Origin of the sequence: Shouchella rhizosphaerae (assembly GCF_036700015.1) — a bacterium.
GTDB lineage: Bacteria > Bacillota > Bacilli > Bacillales > Bacillaceae_D > Shouchella > Shouchella rhizosphaerae.
The window spans coordinates 1498372-1520192 of sequence record NZ_CP144921.1 but is presented as its reverse complement, the minus strand read 5'-3'; the positions used below and the strand labels follow the sequence as shown (position 1 = coordinate 1520192).

The 21821-nt window shown below is 44.9% G+C and carries 21 protein-coding genes; 12 read left to right on the top strand and 9 right to left on the bottom strand.

Annotated features, from left to right (window positions below):
- Positions 1-6: 6 nt before the first annotated feature.
- Positions 7-1458 carry an aldehyde dehydrogenase family protein gene (locus V5G21_RS07625; protein ID WP_212929910.1) on the bottom strand — a complete coding sequence of 484 codons (1452 nt, stop codon included), beginning with the start codon at positions 1456-1458 and terminating at the stop codon, positions 7-9.
- Positions 1459-1541: 83 nt separating this feature from the next.
- Positions 1542-3056 (bottom strand): helix-turn-helix domain-containing protein, encoded by a 1515-nt coding sequence (locus V5G21_RS07620; RefSeq protein ID WP_035205997.1) that lies wholly within the window; start codon positions 3054-3056, stop codon positions 1542-1544.
- Between the two features lie 233 nt (positions 3057-3289).
- On the opposite strand from V5G21_RS07620, the gene V5G21_RS07615 reads away from it, so the two are divergent.
- The 11 genes from V5G21_RS07615 to V5G21_RS07565 all read left to right on the top strand — a co-directional run bounded on the left by V5G21_RS07615 (position 3290) and on the right by V5G21_RS07565 (position 13348).
- Positions 3290-4399 (top strand): modification methylase CeqI, encoded by a 1110-nt coding sequence (locus tag V5G21_RS07615; RefSeq protein ID WP_338465450.1) that lies wholly within the window; start codon positions 3290-3292, stop codon positions 4397-4399.
- Positions 4396-4518: a hypothetical protein gene (locus V5G21_RS07610; RefSeq protein WP_257006153.1), complete on the top strand. Its 123-nt coding sequence runs from the start codon at positions 4396-4398 to the stop codon at positions 4516-4518. Before V5G21_RS07615 ends, V5G21_RS07610 begins: the two co-directional genes overlap by 4 nt.
- A gap of 58 nt (positions 4519-4576) precedes the next feature.
- The gene (locus V5G21_RS07605) at positions 4577-4699 is read left to right on the top strand and encodes a hypothetical protein (RefSeq protein WP_338465449.1); all 123 of its coding nucleotides are present in this window, start codon (positions 4577-4579) and stop codon (positions 4697-4699) included.
- A gap of 601 nt (positions 4700-5300) precedes the next feature.
- Positions 5301-6296, top strand: coding sequence for a hypothetical protein (locus V5G21_RS07600; protein ID WP_338465448.1), 996 nt, complete (start codon positions 5301-5303; stop codon positions 6294-6296).
- 146 nt (positions 6297-6442) lie between these two features.
- Entirely contained in the window at positions 6443-6598 is a 156-nt protein-coding gene (locus tag V5G21_RS07595; protein WP_179290702.1) for a hypothetical protein, read from the top strand.
- Positions 6599-6900: 302 nt separating this feature from the next.
- Positions 6901-8334 carry a 6-phospho-beta-glucosidase gene (locus tag V5G21_RS07590; protein ID WP_035206138.1) on the top strand — a complete coding sequence of 478 codons (1434 nt, stop codon included), beginning with the start codon at positions 6901-6903 and terminating at the stop codon, positions 8332-8334.
- Between the two features lie 257 nt (positions 8335-8591).
- Positions 8592-9419 carry a BglG family transcription antiterminator LicT gene (gene licT / locus V5G21_RS07585; protein ID WP_095236373.1) on the top strand — a complete coding sequence of 276 codons (828 nt, stop codon included), beginning with the start codon at positions 8592-8594 and terminating at the stop codon, positions 9417-9419.
- A gap of 132 nt (positions 9420-9551) precedes the next feature.
- Positions 9552-11438 carry a beta-glucoside-specific PTS transporter subunit IIABC gene (locus V5G21_RS07580; protein WP_035206139.1) on the top strand — a complete coding sequence of 629 codons (1887 nt, stop codon included), beginning with the start codon at positions 9552-9554 and terminating at the stop codon, positions 11436-11438.
- Between the two features lie 300 nt (positions 11439-11738).
- Complete coding sequence (locus V5G21_RS07575; protein WP_035206143.1) at positions 11739-12167, top strand: Rrf2 family transcriptional regulator; 429 nt, start codon at positions 11739-11741, stop codon at positions 12165-12167.
- A 63-nt stretch (positions 12168-12230) separates the two neighbouring features.
- A complete protein-coding gene (locus V5G21_RS07570) occupies positions 12231-12872 on the top strand; it encodes an NAD(P)-dependent oxidoreductase (protein WP_035206144.1) in 642 nt (213 codons plus the stop codon).
- Positions 12873-12931: 59 nt separating this feature from the next.
- On the top strand, positions 12932-13348 hold the full coding sequence (locus tag V5G21_RS07565; protein ID WP_011248621.1) for a gamma-glutamylcyclotransferase family protein: 417 nt from the start codon (positions 12932-12934) through the stop codon (positions 13346-13348).
- Between the two features lie 91 nt (positions 13349-13439).
- Here the strand turns inward: V5G21_RS07565 and V5G21_RS07560 are convergent, their stop codons facing one another.
- The 6 genes from V5G21_RS07560 to V5G21_RS07535 form a co-directional block, all read right to left on the bottom strand.
- The gene (locus V5G21_RS07560) at positions 13440-14792 is read right to left on the bottom strand and encodes an aminotransferase (RefSeq protein ID WP_302467584.1); all 1353 of its coding nucleotides are present in this window, start codon (positions 14790-14792) and stop codon (positions 13440-13442) included.
- Complete coding sequence (locus tag V5G21_RS07555; RefSeq protein ID WP_035206146.1) at positions 14789-16033, bottom strand: Zn-dependent hydrolase; 1245 nt, start codon at positions 16031-16033, stop codon at positions 14789-14791. The genes V5G21_RS07560 and V5G21_RS07555 overlap by 4 nt, the downstream gene beginning before the upstream one ends.
- On the bottom strand, positions 16020-16268 hold the full coding sequence (locus tag V5G21_RS07550; RefSeq protein WP_035206148.1) for a hypothetical protein: 249 nt from the start codon (positions 16266-16268) through the stop codon (positions 16020-16022). The genes V5G21_RS07555 and V5G21_RS07550 overlap by 14 nt, the downstream gene beginning before the upstream one ends.
- Before the next feature lie 63 nt (positions 16269-16331).
- The gene (hydA, locus tag V5G21_RS07545) at positions 16332-17747 is read right to left on the bottom strand and encodes a dihydropyrimidinase (protein ID WP_035206149.1); all 1416 of its coding nucleotides are present in this window, start codon (positions 17745-17747) and stop codon (positions 16332-16334) included.
- Between the two features lie 50 nt (positions 17748-17797).
- Complete coding sequence (gene preA / locus V5G21_RS07540; RefSeq protein WP_035206150.1) at positions 17798-19057, bottom strand: NAD-dependent dihydropyrimidine dehydrogenase subunit PreA; 1260 nt, start codon at positions 19055-19057, stop codon at positions 17798-17800.
- Positions 19058-19068: 11 nt separating this feature from the next.
- Positions 19069-20415, bottom strand: a complete 1347-nt coding sequence (locus V5G21_RS07535; protein ID WP_011248615.1) for an NAD(P)-dependent oxidoreductase — start codon at positions 20413-20415, stop codon at positions 19069-19071.
- Between the two features lie 234 nt (positions 20416-20649).
- Between V5G21_RS07535 and V5G21_RS07530 the strand changes: the two genes are divergently transcribed.
- On the top strand, positions 20650-21162 hold the full coding sequence (locus V5G21_RS07530) for a hypothetical protein (RefSeq protein WP_035206151.1): 513 nt from the start codon (positions 20650-20652) through the stop codon (positions 21160-21162).
- 330 nt (positions 21163-21492) lie between these two features.
- Here the strand turns inward: V5G21_RS07530 and V5G21_RS21415 are convergent, their stop codons facing one another.
- Positions 21493-21552: a putative holin-like toxin gene (locus V5G21_RS21415; protein ID WP_367576454.1), complete on the bottom strand. Its 60-nt coding sequence runs from the start codon at positions 21550-21552 to the stop codon at positions 21493-21495.
- Between the last annotated feature and the right edge of the window lie 269 nt (positions 21553-21821).

Below are 21821 nucleotides of genomic sequence, written 5' to 3'. Positions count from 1 at the left end.
TACCTCCTAAGGTTTAAGATAGACTGCTTTTGTGTCAACCCAAAAGTCAAGGGCAGTGCTTCCTTGTTCCCTCGGCCCAATACTCGAATTTTTCTTGCCGCCAAAAGGCAATTGGTTTTCGTAGTGATTGGAAGGGATGTTAATATGAGTCACTCCTGTTTCAACTCGGCGGACAAATTCATGGGCTTTTTGCAAATTGGTTGTATAAATGGCCGAAGAGAGACCAAAATCTGTCTGATTGGCGACGGTGATCGCTTCATCAAAAGAATCGACTTCCATTATCGCCACGACGGGAGCGAACACTTCCTCTTGGGCAATGGTCATCTCTGACGTAACGCCGCTTAGCACGGTCGGCGCGACGAAGTAGCCTTTGTCTTTTCCTTCGCCGAAAAGGCGCTTGCCTCCGCATTCTAGCTTCGCTCCTTCTTTAACAGCAATGTCCACATAATGGAGGTACTTTTGAAGCTGCGCCTCATTGGCAACAGGGCCATTTTCTACATTTTCATTAAACCCGTCGCCAACACGAATGGCAGTTGCTTTTTCGACGAGTTTAGATGTAACCGTTTTGGCGATGTTTTTAGGCACGATGACGCGAGAGGTTCCTGTGCAGCTTTGCCCGTTGTTCAGCAAGCCGCTTATGACGATTCCAGAAACAGCTTTATCCAAGTCGGCATCCTCTAAAATAACGGTCGCGTTTTTTCCGCCCATCTCCGCCTGCATTTTTCCACCTCGGTTTGTAACGGATCGGCCTAATCGCAAACCGACATCGGAAGAACCAGTAAACGAAATCGCTTTTAATGTTCGATTTTCGCCTAATTCTTGTCCAACTTTGTCGCCGTCGCCAGTGACAAGATTCAAAACGCCTTTTGGTGTTCCGGCCTCGATAAGCAACTCAACGAGCCTCGCGGCAATTTGGACAGTATCATTATGGGGCTTGTAAACAACTGTATTTCCTGCAATTAAAGCAGGGGCAATTTTATAAATCCCGATGCCTAAAGGGAAATTAAAAGGGGTAATGACGCCAACAGGACCGAGTGGCTCTTTGATCGTATAAGCAAATGTCTCGGGATTGCCTGCAGGCACAGTCTCTCCTGCCAGCCTATTGGCGGCGCCGCTAAAATGTTTGAGTGCTTGAATGGAGGCATCTACTTCTTTTCGAGCGGCGGCCATCGTTTTTCCAACTTCCTTTGTGATGATTGCCGCCAGCTTCTCCTTTTCTGCTGCTAATAAAGGCATTAATTGATAAAGGACATCTGCCCGTTCAATCGCGCTTTTGTTTTTCCAGTTAGGAAAAGCGGCAGCGGCGCTCTTAATGGCGAGCCGCGCATCTTCTGCTGTAGATGCTTGATAGGCACCAAGGATTTCCTCGTAGTTGGCAGGGTTGCGGCCATAAAAGACATTTCCTGAAATAGACGGTTTCCATTCGCCGTCAATGTAGTTTAAATATGTTTGCACCATATGTCGATCACCTCAACTTGTGTTTGCTTGTCTATGATTATAATATTCTGACGAAACAAACGGGATATGGTGGGCTACATGTTTTAGGGCGTTTCTGTGTGGCCGTCCACATACAACTCATAAGCAATCATGAGTTGTAGCCACTGTCTTTCATTTTGAAAGGAAATGTCTAGTACTTGCTCGATCCGTTTCACTCGTTGATAGAGCGTGTTGACGTGGATGTGCAATTGTTTAGCCGTTTGTTGCCGGGCACCTCGCCCGTTTTCGATTAATGCCGCAAGAGTGGCAATGTAATCAGGTTCTAGGTCGAGGAGTGGCTGTAAATAGTCAATTACAAAATCGCGCTTCGTCTGTTCGTCTAAAGAAGGCCAAAGCCTGCGGCAGCCAAGGGTTTGATAACGAACAAGAGGGGCGTCGCTTTTCATTTCAGCAGCAAGCACCGCTTCCCGGTAAGACGAAGCGACGTCGGCAATCATCCTTGGGCGGCTTAGGCCGACAACTAGATGATAGTGGCGCTGCAAATAAGTCGCAAGCTGATCGATATAGGCACAAGAAGAAGCAAGGACGACATAACGCCCTTCGTAAACAGAAAAATGCCCATTTGGGAAGTAAGCTTGGACTGTTGTTTCAATTTGGCGAGTAAGCGCAATGTTGTCGCTAACACCGCCTGCAAGCACGAAACAATAAATAGGGGCGCGGGACAAGGATTCTACAGAACGATAGTCTCCATTCAATAGGTCTTGGAACGCGCAATTGCGCCTGTGAAGCCCTTGTTCATAATCGTCATATTGTTTTTCTAGCTCGCTAGCAAGCATTAACGCAGCAAACTCAAGGATGTTCCGGTCGACCACTGATAAAGTCGCCAATGGCTGCCGGGGGCGAAGGTAACCGAGGCGTTTTCGCTTGCGTATGATCGGAATCGCTTCGTCTTCCTTCACACTCGCTTCAATCGTGCAAGGTGTGTGCACAAGCTGTTCCAACCGGGTAAGGACATGCTCCAGCCCCCCGTCATGCAACGATTGTGCAAGTGTTTCTTTTGCATCGCTATAGGCAAGTGCCTGATGCAAGCGGACGTTCTCAATCGCCAGTGCTGCCTGGTGGGCGAGTCCGAGAGCAATGGCAACGTCTTTTTTATGAAATGGGATGCTGCTTGAATAGCGATTTAATGTAAATGTGCCTAGACAACGGCCATTGGACAGGAACGGCACATTAATGGAGCTCGTAACATCGAGTTTGTAGGTGCCTTCGCGAAACCATTTCCAGTTTTCTGGTGAGATGTTGGCCATTTTTCGCTTAACATCATGCTTGCCGAGGCAAAGGTACGGTTTTTTGCTGAGAAACACTTTGCCCGTCAACGATTCACCGGGTTTAAAAGCGAGCTGCCGCAAACTTTGTACAGAGACGCCTGTGCCTGCGCCAAGCCGAAGCACCTTTTGGTTCTCGTCGTATAAATAGACGATCGCCATATCCACATGAGGGATAAAGGCATCAACGGTATCAAGCAATAAACGAAGAATGCTCTGCTCATCGCTTGCTTCGGCTACCAATTGATTAAATTGAACGAACACCGTTATGTCGTTTGCCTGTCCAACTTTCATTTTCACGACCTCCATTCATAGAAAAAATAGATGATTCTAATTTTACTTGATTCACTCTCCTTTTAGTAGAGTCGTCGTGTATCTTCCTATCGTAATAGTAAGTGTTGTTCGTTGTTGGGCTTTCGTTCTTCTTTTTTCGCGATGTTGGGAAAACGGCCAACATGATATACAATTTTAAAATGATTGGATATAATCAGGATAAGTTACCAATTACTTCCGAAAGGTTGGTGCCTATGGCTTCTTCTATTTCACCTGAAAAATTGGGCGCAAAAATTGTTGAATGGTACAGCTGTATCGTCTCTCGTGAGGTTGAACAAGCAGAAGAATATAAACAGGAAATTAGCCAATTGGTCAATCAGCTAGAAAGATCCGACGAAAAAGTGTTGTCCTATTACTCGCTTGTTTTGTTTCGCCATCAGCTACTTACGGAAGATGTGCAACAAAAAAGGGTTGAACCAACGAGCCTCCAGGCAATCAATGTAGAGAATACGGTTTATGATGGCTTGTTGGCGTTTCTATATTATTTTATGAGTGGGCAATATGAGTTTTATGAAGGGCGGTATCAATCAGCACTTCGCCTATATAAGATCGCTGAACAGAAAATTGACCACGTTCACGATCAATCAGAGAAAGCCGAATTTTATTTCCGTTTAGGAGAAAGTTATTTTCGCATTGACCAATATACATTTGCTGTTTCTTATCTTGAGCAGGCAATTGATTTGTTTGAGGAACAACAATTTTATTTGGAACGGATTTTAAATTGCAAGTTGCTTTTAGCAGCAATAAAAACAGAACTGAGCCTGTTTGACGAGGCTGAACAAGAATACCAATCGGCACTTGCTGACGCAACGCCTTATCCAACGACGCACGCTCTTCTTTTAAGGGCACTAGGGCTGAATCGAGTCCGCCAAAGAAAGTTACATGAAGCGGAAATGTATTTTGCTGAAGCGCTAATGATTGGTGATCATGCGAAAAGTATAGAAGGGCTTAAAACAAAGGCTAACCTAGCCAATGTTCGCTTACGACAGAATGCCAACAATGAAGAAGCAATTCGTTTGTTACAAGAAGCAAAAGCAGGAGCGGCAGCCATTTATCTCGAAGAATGTATGGTACGCTGTGCCATCACGGAAGCATTGTACATAAACGAAGGGAGGGACGAGCGACTTACAAGTGAGTTGCAACGACTATTGGAGCGAGAATTTTACACTGAGTATTCAGAACTAGCAGAAGAGATTGCTGAATACTATAAACAACAATCGTTGCTTGAAAAGGCCTTTTATTACATGAAAGAAGCGCTTCATTACCGTACTAATATGAAAATGATAGGAGTTGAACAGCAATGAAACGAATATTCCGTCTGGTATTGCTTGTCTGCTTTATTTTTGTTCCGTTTGTGGATGGAGCCAACGCAGAAACATCTACTCCGATTGAACCACAAGAAAAACCAGGCACGGCAACATAACGAAGAATTCTTTCAACCGTCCTAATATGAAAATCTTAGGGTCAGGAGCTGAACAACAATGAAACGAATCATCGCCATGATCGTAATCGTCTGCTTTATTTTTGTTCCGTTTGTGGATGGAGTCAAAGCAGAAACGCCTACCCCAATAGAAACACAAGGTAAGCCAGGCACGGCGACATAACGGAGAAATTCCTTTATAAAAAACACTAATGCCTAAGCGTTAGTGTTTTTTAGAATATTTTTTTCGCTAAAGCCTCTGCTTTTTCTGTAAGTTTTTTTAGATCACTCGGTTTGCTTTGTTGAATCATTTCAACCTTCTTGAAATTAATTTGAGCCACTAGTGCTGCTTAATTAAATCCTATTGTTCACAATACTGCCGGTTCCATATTCTATGTCCAATGCGTTTTTTCATCCTTGTTCAGCATCTCCATTGGCAGAAACAGGGTAAGAACTGCAGGGTCTACCCGTTAAAATAATTAACCCAGTGCGATTCCCTAAATTGAGTTCACTACAAACAGGCGACTTTTCCCAAGATGAAAGCAGGAGTCAAATTATATTTACGCCTTGCCTTTATGTACAAAGAGAAAGTGTATCCGGAAAAGCCCATCGTCACACTGAAAACTGAAGCGCAAAGTTTTATACAATTCTAGTGGGACTTAACTATGAAATTAGCTTTAATTATAAAATTTTTATAAAATTTCTCGCGTTTTTGTTACTTATCGTCTACTTCTATTTATATTAAAAATATGTAATAAAAAACAAAATATGAAAGGAGTAATGAAATGAAAAGATTGGTAGTTGGATCATTGCTTTGCGCCGTATTGTATTTAGCGGAGGGGGAAGCCTTCGCAAAGGAGTATGCTTTAGAAAACGTAAATGGAATAGATTTCTCAGATGAAGAGATAGAACAACTATTTTCTCTAGCGTTCACTAAAGACGAGATTTTAAACATGACAGAAGATGAATGGAATCAAAATAAGAATTTAGAAGGATTTGAAACTGTTGAGGTAGAACAATACTTGAAAATAACAGAAACTGTTCCAGAAGGTTTTGAAGAGACGATTTTAAGTATAGAAACTGGGGACCCTGAGACAGAGGAGTCCTCACTCATTCAAAGAAAATTGCAAACAAGCATTGACTCTGTCATTGAAACAGAAATTGAACTTATAAGTAAGGAAGAGTTTGAGAGAGAGTCTTTGAGTGGGAGTGAATATCAAGTAAGCGCCAATCCAACTAAAAGTACATCCTATAAAAAAATGACGACTTCAATTACAAGTTTAGGGAATAAAAAATATCGAGTTAAGAATAATATAACTTGGACCAAGATGCCATCAATGCGCATGACTGATGTTAATGCAGTTTCAATTAGGTCTTCAGATGTTCGACCAGTAGGCGGAGAGTACGGTAAACAAACATGGAAGTACAAAGTTACACCTCGAACACATTATAAAACGGGTAGTGCAGAATATAAGTCTAGTAGCAATAAATGGAAGTATCAAGCATCAGGATACAGCCTTAAGCAAAACTTAAAAAATGACTACAAAGACCGCCTCAGTCAACAATCATATCAGGTTGTTGAACTGAATTTGTATATGTATTATACAATTCAACAAGACGGCAAAGCTTCATATATTGATGCTTACGGTGGTTATGCTCATCGTACTAACCCTGCGAATGCTTCCATCGGTATCTCGACAGGCGGATTATCTTTGAGTGTCACACCATCAGGATATTTCTCTCATCATCCAACTACACACGCTGCATTAAAAGTAAGATAAAACCTGACATTATAGTCAGGTTTTCAAATTTGACCATCAATACTTGATCTATTCGTATCTTCCCACATGTGATGCAACAACTGATAAGTGTCTAAGTTTTAAATTAATATTGTTATAATAAGGTTATTTAGGAGGCATCGGTTATTATGAAAGAATTGATCGCGACTATTTATTTATTGGCTGGGATTTACGGTTTATTTTTCACACACAATAACCCACACATCATTATTCCGATACTATTCTTTGTCCTTAGTGGGTATTATTTCTTGCAGCATTATTCAATCAAACAAGGAGAAAGCTAGCTTCACAAAGTACATGCATCTTCGTGAACAAAATAACTGCCGCTTTCCAACCGATCGTAACGAATGTCCAAAAAAAGAGACGGACAGATCGAAGCTTAGCGGGCAACAACTGCTGAGGTCGTTTGGCAAGTTGACTTTCCAAAAAGGAAATGGTAGCTTTATTGTAAGTGAATAAGATTTCTAAGGGATGTTACCTTTTGGGCATAACCTAGACTAATGTGCGTGCATGATCGATGAACGCCTCTTAGTCTAGGTTTTTTATTTGCCTTAAACATCTTCACTGCACAAAAGGAGTGTGTCTTATGTCAAATTATAAATTTCCTGACGGCTTTCTCTGGGGTGGCGCCATTGCCGCCAATCAAGCGGAAGGCGCCTATTTGGAAGGCGGCAAAGGGTTAACGATTGTTGATTTGTTGCCGACTGGCGAACAAAGAAGAGCGATTATGGAAGGGTACGTCCAGTCACTGATTCCTGAAGAAGGGGTTTACTATCCTTCCCATGAAGGGATTGACTTTTACCACCGCTATAAGGAAGATATTAAGCTATTTGCAGAAATGGGGTTTAAAGCACTGCGTGTCTCCATTGCTTGGGCTCGTATTTTTCCGACTGGTGAGGATGAGGAACCAAACGAAGATGGGTTACTGTTTTATGATCGCTTATTTAATGAGCTTTTGGCCCATAATATTGAGCCAGTCGTGACACTTGCACATTTTGACGTGCCTGTTCATTTAATTGAGAAATACGGCAGTTGGAGAAGTCGCAAACTGGTAGGCTTGTTTGAGATGTATGCCAAAACCGTGTTTACCCGCTATAAAAATAAGGTAAAATATTGGATGACATTTAATGAGATTAACATGCTGCTTCATTTGCCTTTCCTTGGGGCAGGACTTGTCTTCAAAGAAGGAGACAACAAGCAGCAGATTCAGTATCAGGCTGCCCACCATCAATTAGTTGCCAGTGCTTTGGCTGTAAAGGCATGTCATGAAATCATTCCAGACGCAAAGATCGGCTGCATGCTGGCGGCAGGGTCTTTTTATCCGTACACTTGCAACCCTAAAGATATTTTCAAAGGAATGGAGAAAGACCGTGAATCTTACTTCTTTATTGACGTTCAGTCTCGAGGCGAATACCCTCCTTACGCGATGCGGTTTTTCAAAGACAACCAGTTGGACATTGCCATGGAGCCGGGGGATACGGAACTATTAAAAGCACACACGGTCGATTATATAGGTTTTAGCTATTATTCCAGCCGGACAACGAGTACAGACCCAGAGGTAAACAAAAATCAAACAACCGGAAATGTGTTTGGTTCTATCGTGAACCCGTACCTTGAAAAGTCGGAGTGGGGATGGACAATTGATCCGCTAGGCTTTAGAATTACGGCCAACCAATTGTATGACCGTTACCAGAAACCTTTGTTTGTTGTTGAAAATGGGCTAGGGGCTGTAGACGAATGGAATGAAGAGGGCCAAATTGATGACAGCTATCGAATCGACTATCTTGGCAGTCATCTTGCTGCGTTGGGAGAAGCGATTAAAGATGGCGTCGAAATTATCGGTTATACGAGCTGGGGCCCAATTGACATTGTCAGTGCTTCATCTGGCGAAATGAAAAAGCGTTACGGCTATATTTACGTTGACCGCGATAATGAAGGCAACGGCACGTTAAACCGCGCTAAAAAAGCAAGCTTTGATTGGTATAAACAAGTAATAGCAACGAATGGCGAAAGCTTGTAAGAATAAGCAAAACCGGGGACATCCATTTGTAGGAAATAAAACAATGGATGAAAGCGTTGACGGGTTTGTTAGATATTGTTACAATCAAAAATAATTAGATTTTCTTAGGATTGTTACTGTTTCGCAGGCAAAACCTAAGTCATCGATGATAAGGGGAACGAGTGAGCCTTTTTTTACCCTTTTATCTATGGATGGCTTAGGTTCTTTTATGTTCTGTATAACCCATGATGAAAAGGAAAGAAACTTGGTGAGGAATCATGAAAATAGCGAAAGTCATTAACAACAATGTCATAAGTGTGATCGAAGATGGTGCAGAACTTGTTGTGATGGGCAGAGGGATTGCCTTTCAAAAGAAAGCAGGTGCAGAAGTCGATCAAGACAGAGTTGAAAAAGTGTTTGCGTTAAAAGATACGCAAACGAAAGACAACTTTGAAATGCTTATGCGTGAAGTGCCGATAGAGTTGATGACTGTAGTCGAGAATATTATCAATTATGCGAAAGACAAGCTTGGCAAATCCTTGAATGAAAATATTTATGTATCTTTAACAGACCATATTAATTTTGCGTTGGAGCGGCATAAAAAGGGCGCACAAATCAAAAATGCCCTGCTCTGGGAAATCAAGCAGCTGTATAAAGATGAATTTGAGGTTGGGTTAAATGCCTTGAAGCAATTGGAAAAAATGTTCCATGTGTCCTTACCAGAGGACGAAGCTGGATTTATTGCAATCCACATTATTAATGCTGAAATGAATGAAGATGTTTCCAATACAATGAGCATCACAAAGTTTATACAGCAAATTATCAACATTGTTAAGTACCATTTTAATATGGAATTTGAAGAGGATTCGTTAAATTATTTTCGCTTTATCACTCACCTGAAGTTCTTTGCCCAACGCGTATTCAAGGGAACCCATTATCAAAGCAATGACGATTTTCTTTACATCATGATTAAGCAGAAGCATAAAGAAGCAGCACAATGTACCGAGAAAATTAAGGAATACATCATCAAAGAATACCAGCATGAACTCACCAATGAAGAAATGCTTTACCTCACTCTTCATATTGAAAGAGTAGTTAATCGATAATACGTTCATAGCGATAGGATTGTTACTGGCCAGCAGGCAAAACCTAAGTTGTGAAAATGCGGGACTTTTTTGTCGTGCGTTTTCATGGCTTGGGTTTTTTATATTTATAAACTATTGATTAGGAGAATGAGCATGAACTATGAAAGCCTTGCAAAAGACATCGTCGCATTAGTTGGTGGCGAAAAAAACGTAAAGTCATTAGTCCATTGTGCGACGCGGCTTCGTTTTACATTGCATGACCATGCAAAAGCAAACAAGATGAAGCTAGAGCACTTAAATGGGGTCATTGCCGTTAAAGAAAGCGGCGGGCAGCTGCAAGTAGTCATTGGCAACATGGTGCCCGAAGTGTATCAAGCGATTGGAAAGACAAGCTCTATTTTGGACGATGCCAAAAAAAGCAGTGCATCTTCTTCAGAGGAGAAGAAAGGAAATCCATTTGGACGGGCAATCGACGTCGTCGCCAGCATTTTTGCGCCGTTGCTCGGTGTTATGGCTGGAGCCGGTATACTCAAAGGTTTGTTGCTAATTGCCACCAATTTTAACTGGTTAGAACAGACAGACTCGACGTATGTGATTCTTTTTGCCGCTTCAGATGCCTTGTTTTATTTTCTTCCTGTCCTGCTTGCCGTTACAACAGCGAGAAAGTTCGAAGGGAATGTATTTACGGCCGTCACCATTGCAGGCGCCTTATTGTATCCTTCAATCATTGAATTGACCAATGCGGAGACGTCTGTAGGCTTTTTCGGAATCCCGGTTACGCTGATGACCTATTCATCAACCGTTATTCCCATTATATTAAGTGTCATTGTCATGTCTAAGTTGGAAAAGCTGTTCAACAAATTCATCCATCAAAGCATTAAGAATTTCGTCACGCCACTGCTCCTTTTAGTCATTATGGTTCCGTTGACGCTTATTGTGTTCGGGCCGATCGGCGTTAACGTTGGCAACGCGATTGCGGATGGGCTTCTGGCTGCATTTTCTTTTAGTCCATTAATTGCAGGTGCGATTCTTGGTGCAAGTTGGCAGTTGCTCGTTATTTTTGGCGTTCATTGGGGACTGGTTCCTGTATTTATTAACAATGTTGCTGTATATGGACAAGACGGCATCAAACCGGCTGCCACTGCTTCCGTCTTTGCACAAACTGGAGCAGCGCTTGGGGTATTTTTAAAGACGAAAAACAAGCGGCTGAAAGCTCTTGCTGGTTCATCGACGATTACGGCTTTATTCGGAATAACCGAACCGACTGTTTATGGTGTAACGTTGCCGCTGAAACGTCCATTTATTGCCGGCATCATCGGAGGCGCTGTTGGGGGCGCGATCATTGGACAAGCAGGCACAAAAGCATTTGCATCAGGGGCACCGGGTTTACTGACATTGCCGATCTTCTATGGTCCAGGCGGAGAAGGCTTTTTCGGGTTAATCCTTGGAATTACCACTTCTTTCGTGATTTCTTGTGTGCTGACTTACATTCTTGGCTTTAAAGATCCAGTTGACGAAGAAGAGCAAGCAGCAGAAACACCACAGCAAACTACCACAGAGGCTATTGCTGACGAGGAAATCCTCAGTCCGCTCGAAGGAAAGGTTGTCCCACTATCTGAGGTGAATGATCCAGCATTTGCTTCAGAGGCAATGGGCAAAGGAATCGCGGTTGATCCGTCTAGTGGTAGAGTGGTAGCGCCAGTAAACGGGAAAATAACAGTAGCTTTTCAAACCAAACATGCGATTGGACTCGTTTCCGACCAAGGCGCAGAAATCCTGATCCATGTCGGCTTGGATACGGTGCAACTTGACGGAAAACATTTCTCTTCTTATATCAAGCAAGGGGATGAAGTGAAGGTTGGTGATCTTCTTGTTGAGTTCGACATTGCCAAAATCAAAGAAGCCGGCTATCAAACAGTTACACCTATTATTATTACAAATACAGGAAATTACCAAAATGTAGAACCGGTTCAAGTGGAAAGTGTGCACGAACAAGATACTTTGCTTAGCCTGGTTGCGTTTGAAAGTAACAAAGCATGATAACGGCAAAAAAGGCCATCTCCAGATGGTCTTTTTGTTGGTTTTGGAATCGGAAATTTGTTCATCTATTTATTTATTGGCTGGGATTTACGCTTTATTTTTCACACACAATAACCCGCACATCATTATTCCGATCCTATTTTTTGTCCTTAGTGGGTACTATTTTTTGCAGCATTATTCAATTAAACAAGGAGAGAATAAGTCTGATTAAAATACGAATTCCAGTTGATTCACTAAAGTGTAGATGCTTGATTTCTTCTAGTTTTGTAACTATAATGGTTACAAAGGGGTGATTCGCGAATGAAAATTAGCTCTCGATTTTCGGTAGCGGTCCACATCGGCGCGCTCCTTGCAACTGAGCGGACAGCCGTTTTGACATCCGAATGGATGGCTGCAAGTGTCAATACAAACCCTGTTGTTATACGCCGCATTTCTGCTCAATTAAAAAAAGCAGGAATTATTGAAGGGCGTAGTGGCACAGGCGGAGCCAAGCTGGCAAAAGATCCAGACGAGCTGACATTGCTCGATTTTTACCAAGCCGTCCAAGTTGTTGCTGACAATGAGCTGTTTCATATTCATAGTGAGCCCAATCCTAATTGCTACGTCGGCGCCAATATTCAAGGGGTGCTCGAAGTGATGTTAGGCAAAGCACAGCGGGCCATGGAAGAAGTGTTAGCTAGCATGACGCTTGCAGATGTGCTTGCTAGTTTTCCTGGAAAAATCCATTAGGATTTTTTCTGTTTTAAATGTACCTATTTCGATTACGAAAATAAAAAAGGAGAGATTGATTGTATGAAAACAGCCGTTATAGGAGCCACAGGGAAAGCAGGTCAATTAATTGCACAGGAATTAAAAAAACGGGGCCATCATGTAACAGCGATTATCCGCAATAAAAGCAACCTCACTGCTAATGTGGATGATGTTATTGAAAAGAATGTCAACGATTTGACGGCAACAGATGTGATGCCGTTTCAGGCCGTTATCAATGCAATTGGCTTCCCGCCTGAACACTCAGATCAACACGTAACAGTTGGCCGTCATCTGATCGCTATTTTTAGCGAGGTGAAAACGGCTCGGCTGCTTGTTGTCGGTGGTGCTGGCAGTCTATACGTTGATAAAAACCATAGCCGGATGCTTAAAGATATGCCTTCATTTCCAGATATTTTTAAACCGATAGCTGAAGCGCAAAGCAAAAACCTTGCTGACCTTCGGGACGTCAAAACGTTTGATTGGACGTTTATTAGCCCGGCAGCAGATTTTCGTGTAGATGGAGGCAGAACAGGCACTTATACAAAAGCGAGCGAAGAATTAACAACGAATAAAGAGGGCAACAGTTACATTAGCTATGCTGACTTTGCCATTGCCGTCGCCGATGAAGTGGAGCAAGCTTCCGTATTAAAAGGCCGTTTTACCGTTGTAGGTGAAGAACTGTAATAATACCAGATTTTTTTGAAGAAACCGTGTAACAAGCTGTCAGAATAGGGTGTGGTGTGATGCAAGGAAGAAACAAACATCGCCTATTCGTTTATGGCACATTGCGAAAAGGCGGCACAAATGACCATTACTTGCAGCAAAGCGAGTTAGTGGAGGACACATGTTGGATCATAGGGGAAATGCACAATACGCCATTTGGCTATCCAATTGTCCGTTTTCGTGGACAGGAGAAAATTAGAGGCGAGCTTTATGCGGTCACAAGCGAGGAACTCATCCGTATTGACGAATTGGAAGGCTATAACCCTGAAGGCAAAAGTGAAAATGAGTACGAGCGTGTCGAATGCACTGTCTATACAGACGAAAGCGAGACAAATGCTTACACGTATATCGCTGGAATTGGTTTCGCGAATATCAATGAACCGATCGTTGGCGGGGATTGGCTCGGTTTTTTGGCAGGAAAGAAAACGGAACGCTGACATTTGAAATGCATTTCCTTGCTGTAAAGGGTGCCAATAGGAAGGCAGATGTGGAAATAGGCGAGCAAACGCGCTCGCCTTAGATTGATGCTTAAGCAAATGTACGCAGAACGCTGGACACGGTATCAATGAGAAAAGCTAAATCTTCTTCGCTAGAAGTGAGTGGTGGGGCGATAATTAAAACATTGCCTCCTCCTGGAATCGTGTCGCTGTTTTTGCCGATGATCAGCCCTTGTTTTTGGCAAGCGGTTACAATCGCTTTCATCGTATCGTCATCAGCTGGCTCCTTGGTCTGTTTATCTTGAACAAGTTCTATGCCGTAAAGGAAGCCAATTCCGCGCACTTCGCCGACAATCGAAAGTTGTTCAAGTTGTTTCAATTTGCCAAGAACGGTATGGCCTAGCGTTTCGACTCGATTGACAATCTGTTCACGCTCAATAATATCAATCGCTTTTAACGCGACCGCGCAAGACGCCGGGTGTCCGCCGTAGGTGGAGATGTGGCGGAAATGGCTGGTCTCGCCTTTTCCATCGAATGCTTGATATACATTTTCGGCAACGCACGTAGCGCCTAGTGGGAGATAGCCGCTCGTAAGCCCTTTTGCCAGTGTGATAATGTCAGGTTTGAAATCGTCATCGCCATGCATAAAGCCGAATAGCTTGCCGGTCCGGCCGAAGCCAGAGACGACTTCATCTAAAATGAGCAAGACTTGATAGCGATCGCAAATGTCGCGGACACGTTTGTAATAGTCGTTTGATTGAGGGTAAATGACGCCGCCGCCGGAAATAATCGGTTCCATTATAAACGCGGCGATTGTTTCAGGGCCTTCCCATAAAATCGTTTGTTCAAGAAAATCAGCGGCCCGTTGGTCGTCTTCCGCAGCAGAGCCAAAGCTTGATCGATAGGCGTAAGGCGGTGGAATATGCAAAAAGCCAGGCAAAGCAGCGTCGTACTTTATTTTGCGATTTGCTTGGGCCGTAGCCGCAAGGGCGCCAAGGGAGTTGCCATGGTAGCCGCGATAACGGGAAATGATTTTTTGTTTTTCTGGGGAGCCGGTTTGCTTATGGTATTGGCGCGCGATTTTAAAGGCCGTTTCGTTCGCGTCAGAGCCGCCGTTGGCAAAAAAGGTGCGAAACCCGCCACCAAGCAAAGCGGCTAATTTTTCAGCCAGAGCGATCGCTGGCTGGTGGCCAAGGGAAAGGGGAAAGTAGGCAAGTTTGTTCATTTGCTCAGTCGCTGCTTCAATGATTTCCGTTTGCCCATGACCAAGATTTAGGCACCATAGCCCAGAGACTCCGTCCATGTAGCGGTTGCCATTTGTATCCGTAAACCACGACCCTTCACCTGAATCGGCGATAAGAGGCGCGGCCCCTGGACGTTGCATCGCATGCCAGACATATTGCTCGTCTTTTTTAGCCAATGTCGGTTCCATTCCAGTGTTCACTGTTTAATCGCCTCCTCGTGCATCGTTCGTTTCAATGCCGTTTCCAATAGGACATTGACGCCCTTTTCGCAGTCCTCCCAAGAAGTCCATTCTTCCTCAGCGTGACTAATTCCTCCCCGGCTTGGAACAAAAATCATGGCTGTCGGGACAAGGGAAGAAATAAATTGAGCATCGTGGCCAGCGCCGCTCACCATGCGTTTACAAGGATAGCCGAGTGCTTTAGCCGATTCTTCTACTTGGGCGACGAGGCTGTTGTTAAACCAAACCGTCTCTCGGCTCCATCGCTTTGTTGCCTGACAAGGAAGGGAGCATGCTCCGGCGACTTCCTGAATCACAGTCTCTACTGCGGCCAGTACCGCTTCGTCTTGATGCCTAGCTTCAAGAGTGAAGACAGCACGGCCAGGAATGACTGTATGGATGTTCGGAAACACATTAAAGCGTCCGATCGTATAAACGAGCGTGTCGTCTAACGGTGCTAGCTTTTCGTGGAAAGCGGTCATGCAGGCGTTGGCTGCGGTAAGTGCATCATGACGCATCCGTTGCGGCGTTGTTCCAGCGTGGTTGGATTTTCCGCAAATCTCGATTTCGTAACAAACCATGCCCACAACGCACTCAACGGCGCCAATGGTTTGCTTTTCTGCTTCTAAAACTGGTCCTTGTTCGATATGCAGTTCTAAAAAAGCGCTTGCGTCCGTCAGCCGATGGTGGGCCGAGCCAGCAAAACCACTCGCCGCCAGAGCCTCTCCAAAAGAAACGCCATCTTGGTCTGTTGATTGCAACATTGCGTCTTTGCTAAATTTTCCAGCCAAAATCCCTGATGCCATCATCGAAGGCTCAAAACGGGCGCCTTCCTCGTTGGTGAAATTGATCAGTCCGAGGGGCACATTTAATTCAAGCTTATGTTCGACTACTGTGCGTAGCACTTCTAAGGCACCTGCAACACCGAGGACACCATCGAAACGCCCTCCTTTTTTTACCGTATCAAGGTGGGAACCAAGGTAGACGGGCGGGACATCGCGCTGTTTTCCTGGAATTACACTGTACATGTTTCCGAGATCGTCCGTCGTTACTACAAGCCCGAGCGCTTCACATTGCTGGCGCAAATAAGCCCGTGCTTGCTGGTCTTCTTCAGACAGGGCAAGGCGTGTGACGCCATTGTTGCCTGTTGCCCCAAATGCTGCGAACGCTTGGAGCGTTTGTTTAAGCCGCTCGTGATTGACTGTTAGCTTATTGGTGTTCATGGGCATTGCCTCCTTGGCTAGTAACGGTTTGCCAGGCTTGCCTTTTACAAAAAAGGGTTGAAGCATATTTACGTGCGTTGGCGTTTGCTGCTAAAAAGGTTTTGGTTGTCCCTGCTTTCGTGAACAATACCGTGGAGCCGTTTAAGTGATCGGAAATCGATGCAATTTTATAGCCGTCTGCGATAAGCGCATCAATTGCTCCTTTTTCTTTTTGAAAGTGGGTATGTTCCGCCATCAAACCTCTCCTTTCGACATCGCTTGTTCATGTTTGCGGAATAAATGGGCAAGTGCCCACATATCAGCGCTGGCCTACTAAATCGTTCGTCCATAACTCCCCATAGCGCGCCCGTTTTAGAAACGCTCCTTCTCCTGGAGTGCCGACATAGGTTTGATCACGGACGATAACTTTTCCCCGCGACAGCACGGTCCGCGGCGTCCCTTTTACGCGCATTCCTTCAAAGGCGCTGTAATCTACAGCGAGGTGGTGTGTACGAGCTGACAGGACACGCTCTGCTTGGGGGTCAAACAAGACGATGTCTGCATCGGCTCCGACAGCGATGCAGCCTTTTTTCGGATACAGTCCGAACAGTTTGGCTGCCCGTGTTGAGACGAGGTCCACAAACTCGTTAAGGCCGATGCGCCCTTTGGCTACGCCTTCTGAATACAGGAGCGAAAAGCGGTCTTCAATAATAGGCCCGCCATTTGGGATTTTTGTAAAGTCGTTAACGCCCAAGTCTTTTTGGCCAGCGAAGTCAAACGAACACTGGTCGCTGCCAATGGTTTGCAATGCCCCCGTTTTTAGCGCCTTCCAGAGGGCGTCTTGGTGCTGTTTTTCCCGCAGCGGCGGCGACCATACATATTTCGCTCCTTCAAATCCAGGTTTTCGCAACATGCTTTCATCAAGCACTAAATATTGCGGGCATGTTTCGCCCCAAATGTCTGCCCCTTGCTTACGCGCTTCGGCAATTTGTTGGACGGCCTCTTGGCAAGTGACATGGACCACATAAAGCTGCGACTGTGCAAGGGAGGCGAGCTGGCAAGCACGCCCGGTCGCTTCTCCTTCCGCTTCAACAGGGCGAGTGAGAGCGTGGTAAATAGGCGCCGTTTTTCCTTCTTTCAACGCTTGCTTTGTTAAATAATCAATGACGTCGCCATTCTCGGCATGGACCATAACTAAAGCGCCTAGTTCTTTCGCTTTTGTGAGCGTCTCAAATAGAGTGGCATCATCGGCTTGGAACACATGCTTATACGCCATAAATACTTTAAAAGATGAAATGCCTTCCGTTGAGACGATTGCTGGCAATTCATTGAGCACAGCTTCGTTGATTTCACCGATCATTAAATGGAAGCCGTAGTCAATGGCTGCTTTTCCTGCTGCTTTTTTATGCCATGCTTCTATTGCCGTATGCAGCGGCTTTTCTTTCTCAGTCAGGCAAAAATCAATGATTGTCGTTGTGCCACCATAGGCAGCCGCAATCGTTCCTGTTTCAAAATCGTCTTTTGTGACAGTGCCTCCAAACGGCATGTCCAGGTGTGTATGGGGGTCAATGCCGCCAGGAAAGACAAAGCAGCCGCTTGCATCGATGATTTCGTCTACTCCTTGAACAGCCAATTGTTGGCCAATTTGCGCAATCGTTTCACCTTCGATCAACAAGTCAGCTTTATACGTATCAGAAGCAGTCACGATCGTCCCGTTTTGTATAAGTCGTTTCATTGTTTTCCCCCTACCATCTCTTTTTTCGGCCGCTTGTGTTTAAGCTCGGTTCAGTCATTGGCTATAGCAGCCTGCCGTTCATTCCAAGACATTGGCGGCAGCCCGTTCGGTTTTGGCACCATGGCAATCGCTCCCTCTACTGGGCAAACAATGGAGCACAAGTTGCAGCCAACGCATTCGTCTTCATCGACTTTCAAGTAAGGAGCACCGTTCTCGTCTGTATAGCGGCCAATGCATTGGTGGGCCGTATCTTCACAGGAGATGTGGCATTTGTTGCAGTTAATGCATACATCCCGATTGATTCGAGCAACGACTTGATGGTTTAAATTGAGGTTGCCCCATTCAGAATAGCGATGAACCGATTGGCCAACTAATTCTTGCACGGAAGCAAGCCCTTTTTCCTCTAAATAGGCGGATAGCCCATCAAGCAAATCTTCGACAATGCGAAAGCCGTGGTGCATGGCAGCGGTGCATACTTGCACGTTTGAAGCGCCCATCAGCAAAAATTGCACCGCATCTTGCCAAGTAGCAATGCCGCCAATTCCTGAAATCGGTATATTGACATTCGGATGGCGGGCACAATCGCCAAGCATATGCAAGGCAATGGGCTTAACAGCTGGGCCGCAGTAGCCGCCATGAGTGCCTAGGCCATCGACATTCGGTATCGTTTGCCAAGTGTCGATGTCGACGCCGGCCAGGCTGTTGATTGTGTTAATCAAACTAATGGCATCTGCGCCTCCCTGAGCAGCGGCCTCGGCCGTGGCGGTAATATCAGTAATATTTGGCGTCAGTTTGACGATAACAGGTGTCGTTGCCACTTCTTTTACCCAAACGGTTTGCTGTTCAACGAGCGCAGGCACTTGGCCAGAGGCCGAACCCATGCCTCGTTCCGCCATGCCATGGGGACAGCCAAAATTTAGTTCAAGACCGTCCACTCCTACTGCCTCGACGCGTTTGACAATCTCATGCCATTTTTCCTGTTTAGGTTCCACCATTAATGAGGCGACAATGGCATGGTTGGGGAAACGTTTTTTTGTATCGGCGATTTCTTGCAAATTAACATCCAGCGGGCGGTCTGATATCAGTTCAATGTTATTAAAACCTGCCACGCGCTTGCCATTGAAGTGGAGGGCAGCGAAACGGGAGGTGGAGTTCATAATCGGTTCGCCAAGCGTCTTCCAGACGGCCCCACCCCAACCAGCCTCAAACGCCCGCTGCACTTGATAGCCAGAGTTGGTCGGCGGAGCGCTGGCAAGCCAAAATGGATTAGGCGATGTAATGCCAGCTAAATTGCTAATGAGGTCAGCCATCGAATTCCTCCTTATGCGCTCGTTTCAGCCCGTTGGCTGCGTCGTTTTTTATCAATTGCGTACGCCACTTGCTTTCCTTGTTCGGCAGCCGCAACTACCATTGCTTCACCTTGCCCTTGGCCGAATATCGCGTCGCCGCAGGCAAAAACGCCTTTTACAGATGTTTCATAGTGATGGTCAATTGAAATAACACCGTTGTGTGTAGCAATGCCAACATCTTCGAGCCAACGATGGCGCGCTTGCCCAATCGCTTTAATGATAAAGTCTGTTTTGATGACAAATGTCGCTCCTGTTGGAATCGGTGTTCTTCGTCCGCTTTCATCTGCCTCAGTCAAAGCCATTTCGGCGCATTTTAAAGCCGTTACGCGCCCTTTTTCATCACCAAGTACAGCGATAGGAGAGACAAGCCAGCGAAATTCAACGCCGTCTTGTTTGGCAAACTCATATTCAAATTGGTAAGCAGTCATTTCTGCTTCTGTGCGGCGATACAGAACTTTGACGTTTTCCGCCCCTAAACGGACAGCGCATGTCGCTCCATCAATCGCTGTGTTGCCGGCGCCGATGACAACGCCTCGCTTTCCTTGGAATTGTTGGGGCAACGTGGTGGACTTCGTTGCCTTTACAAGATCAATGGCATCATAAACGCCATGAAGTTCTTCGCCGGGAATGCCGAGAGGGGGCACGTTTGCCATGCCAACCGCTAAAACGACAGCATCAAAGGATTGCTGTAGCTCTGCAAGAGAAAGGTCGACTCCAATACGCGTGTTTGTCTGAATGGAGACGCCGAGAGACTTGACCTGTTCGACTTCCCATAAAGAGATGCGCTTTGGCAGACGGAATGAGACGATCCCGTACGTATCAAGGCCGCCGGCTTCCGTTTCTGCCTCATAAACGGTTACCGCATAGCCAAGCAAAGCAAGCTCCCGCGCGGCAGATAACCCTGCTGGCCCTCCGCCGACAACCGCTACTTTCTGTCCGTTTCGTTTGCCCGCTGTAAACAATGGTTTCTCGTTTTGGATCGCCCAGTCAGTCGCATAACGCTGCAATTTGCCGATCATAATCGGTTTCGATGTCTGATTCAGGACACACGCGCCTTCACATAGTTCTTCCGTCGGGCAAACCCTGGCGCAACTGGCTCCGATCGGGTTAGCCTCCATGATCGTCCGAGCGGAGCCTGTCAAATTATTTGTTGTGATTTTTTGAATGAATGAGGGGATGTCAATTCCGGTAGGACATGCAGTAATGCATGGTGCATCATAGCAATAAAGGCACCTAGTTGCTTCATCTGTCGCTTCTTGGGTGGATAATGGCGGTTCGACTTCTTGGAAATTCAATGGGATGGATTCCGATCGTTCCATATAATAGCCTCCCTTTTGTGACAGTACCAGTTAGGCACAAGCTGGTATTTAAATAACTATATGATAGAAATAATTGAAAATCACTGTTATCGTTAGATTTTCTATCCAATTCCGAATGAATTGGACAAAGTGGCTTCTTCTTTTAAATGGAGAACAGCATCGAGGCAGCCAATCCGTTTAGGTACGTGTATAATAGAAGGAACGAATGATAACTTTTACAAAGAGGTCTTGTCGATGAACTCATTCTTAAAACGTGTGCGGCTTGCAGTGCGACTTCCGCAAAGACAGGCGGTGTTCCAACTGAACAAAGAACGGATCGGCGTCCCGTTTTTATATGTTGGTTTGCTGTCAGCCCTTGTTTGTATCCCATTGTCTATTGAGACATTTTTACAGTCCGAAGGAATTATTGCCGATTTGGCGTTGCCTATGTTCCTTGTCTATTTTGTGTTTGTGTATTTTCCGTTATTTGCCCTTTCCGTTTACAGCCTTATAGCGGTTGTGACGGCATTGGCAAGGGCGATCGCGCTAGCGGCTAAACGGAAATTAACGTTTTTAATGCTTTATAAAATCGCTTGCTTTGCGGCAACGTTGCCGATCCTAGGTTACGGTGCGTGCTTGCTCGTAAATGAGGATTGGGCTAAAATCTGGGTTGGAATCAGTATCGTGTTTATACTCGTGCTTTTAATTCGGCTCCTTTTCCATTATCCACAGGCGAATAAAAGCAAGTTACATAAACAAATGAAATAAAAGTACACAACGTTGGACTGTGTGGTCGATAAAAAACGTTACTAATAAGCTAGCCTCCCATCTGTACAAACAAGAAAGGGAGCTTGGTCATTTAATGAGTCTCCCTGGTTAACTTACAACCTAAAAGAGAATGGTTGTAAGGGTGGAAACGGAATTTACAACAAGGTTTTCATTTCCTGAAAAAAAGGGTATACTGGTCATAATAAATGAGTAAAGTAAAAAGACTGAAGGTGTTCCAGCACCTTCAGTCAAATAATAGCTCGGTTCCCTGCAAGGGGGATCGGCCGATGGTTACGAATAATCCACCTGAGCCGCTAACTCAAGGGTGGATTATTTTTTGTGGTTGTGAAATGACAGCAATGCAACGATCAGTAGCCCGAACGTCAACATAAGGGAAATTCCTTCAAATACTGTCATACAGCAACACCCCCTTTCATGGGAGTGTGCCGACCACCCTTGAGTAAACCGTTATGCTATTATTCTCAAATTATAGCACGTTTTTCCATTAGTCTCTATTGTTCGTAGCCTCTTTTAGAGACTGTCAGTTAAACATATTGCATGGAAAGGGGATTCCCTTTACTAGCTAAATTTCTATCTTTCTGTAACGGCAATCGATGCCTGAAGCCCTGTAGCGAACAAAAAAAGAAGCTCACAACATG

Bases quoted from the DNA above. Each gene is read 5' to 3' on its own strand.
- preA (WP_035206150.1), bottom strand. From the start codon at position 19,057: ATGGCTGACCTCATTAGCAATTTAGCTGGCATTACATCGCCTAATCCA.
- V5G21_RS07580 (WP_035206139.1), top strand. From the start codon at position 9,552: ATGAACTATGAAAGCCTTGCAAAAGACATCGTCGCATTAGTTGGTGGC.
- V5G21_RS07530 (WP_035206151.1), top strand. From the start codon at position 20,650: ATGAACTCATTCTTAAAACGTGTGCGGCTTGCAGTGCGACTTCCGCAA.
- V5G21_RS07595 (WP_179290702.1), top strand. From the start codon at position 6,443: ATGAAAGAATTGATCGCGACTATTTATTTATTGGCTGGGATTTACGGT.
- V5G21_RS07555 (WP_035206146.1), bottom strand. From the start codon at position 16,033: ATGAACACCAATAAGCTAACAGTCAATCACGAGCGGCTTAAACAAACG.
- V5G21_RS07590 (WP_035206138.1), top strand. From the start codon at position 6,901: ATGTCAAATTATAAATTTCCTGACGGCTTTCTCTGGGGTGGCGCCATT.
- V5G21_RS07625 (WP_212929910.1), bottom strand. From the start codon at position 1,458: ATGGTGCAAACATATTTAAACTACATTGACGGCGAATGGAAACCGTCT.
- V5G21_RS07575 (WP_035206143.1), top strand. From the start codon at position 11,739: ATGAAAATTAGCTCTCGATTTTCGGTAGCGGTCCACATCGGCGCGCTC.
- V5G21_RS07610 (WP_257006153.1), top strand. From the start codon at position 4,396: ATGAAACGAATATTCCGTCTGGTATTGCTTGTCTGCTTTATTTTTGTT.
- hydA (WP_035206149.1), bottom strand. From the start codon at position 17,747: ATGAAACGACTTATACAAAACGGGACGATCGTGACTGCTTCTGATACG.
- V5G21_RS07620 (WP_035205997.1), bottom strand. From the start codon at position 3,056: ATGAAAGTTGGACAGGCAAACGACATAACGGTGTTCGTTCAATTTAAT.
- V5G21_RS07535 (WP_011248615.1), bottom strand. From the start codon at position 20,415: ATGGAACGATCGGAATCCATCCCATTGAATTTCCAAGAAGTCGAACCG.
- V5G21_RS07550 (WP_035206148.1), bottom strand. From the start codon at position 16,268: ATGGCGGAACATACCCACTTTCAAAAAGAAAAAGGAGCAATTGATGCG.
- V5G21_RS07605 (WP_338465449.1), top strand. From the start codon at position 4,577: ATGAAACGAATCATCGCCATGATCGTAATCGTCTGCTTTATTTTTGTT.
- V5G21_RS07600 (WP_338465448.1), top strand. From the start codon at position 5,301: ATGAAAAGATTGGTAGTTGGATCATTGCTTTGCGCCGTATTGTATTTA.
- V5G21_RS07565 (WP_011248621.1), top strand. From the start codon at position 12,932: ATGCAAGGAAGAAACAAACATCGCCTATTCGTTTATGGCACATTGCGA.
- licT (WP_095236373.1), top strand. From the start codon at position 8,592: ATGAAAATAGCGAAAGTCATTAACAACAATGTCATAAGTGTGATCGAA.
- V5G21_RS07570 (WP_035206144.1), top strand. From the start codon at position 12,231: ATGAAAACAGCCGTTATAGGAGCCACAGGGAAAGCAGGTCAATTAATT.
- V5G21_RS07615 (WP_338465450.1), top strand. From the start codon at position 3,290: ATGGCTTCTTCTATTTCACCTGAAAAATTGGGCGCAAAAATTGTTGAA.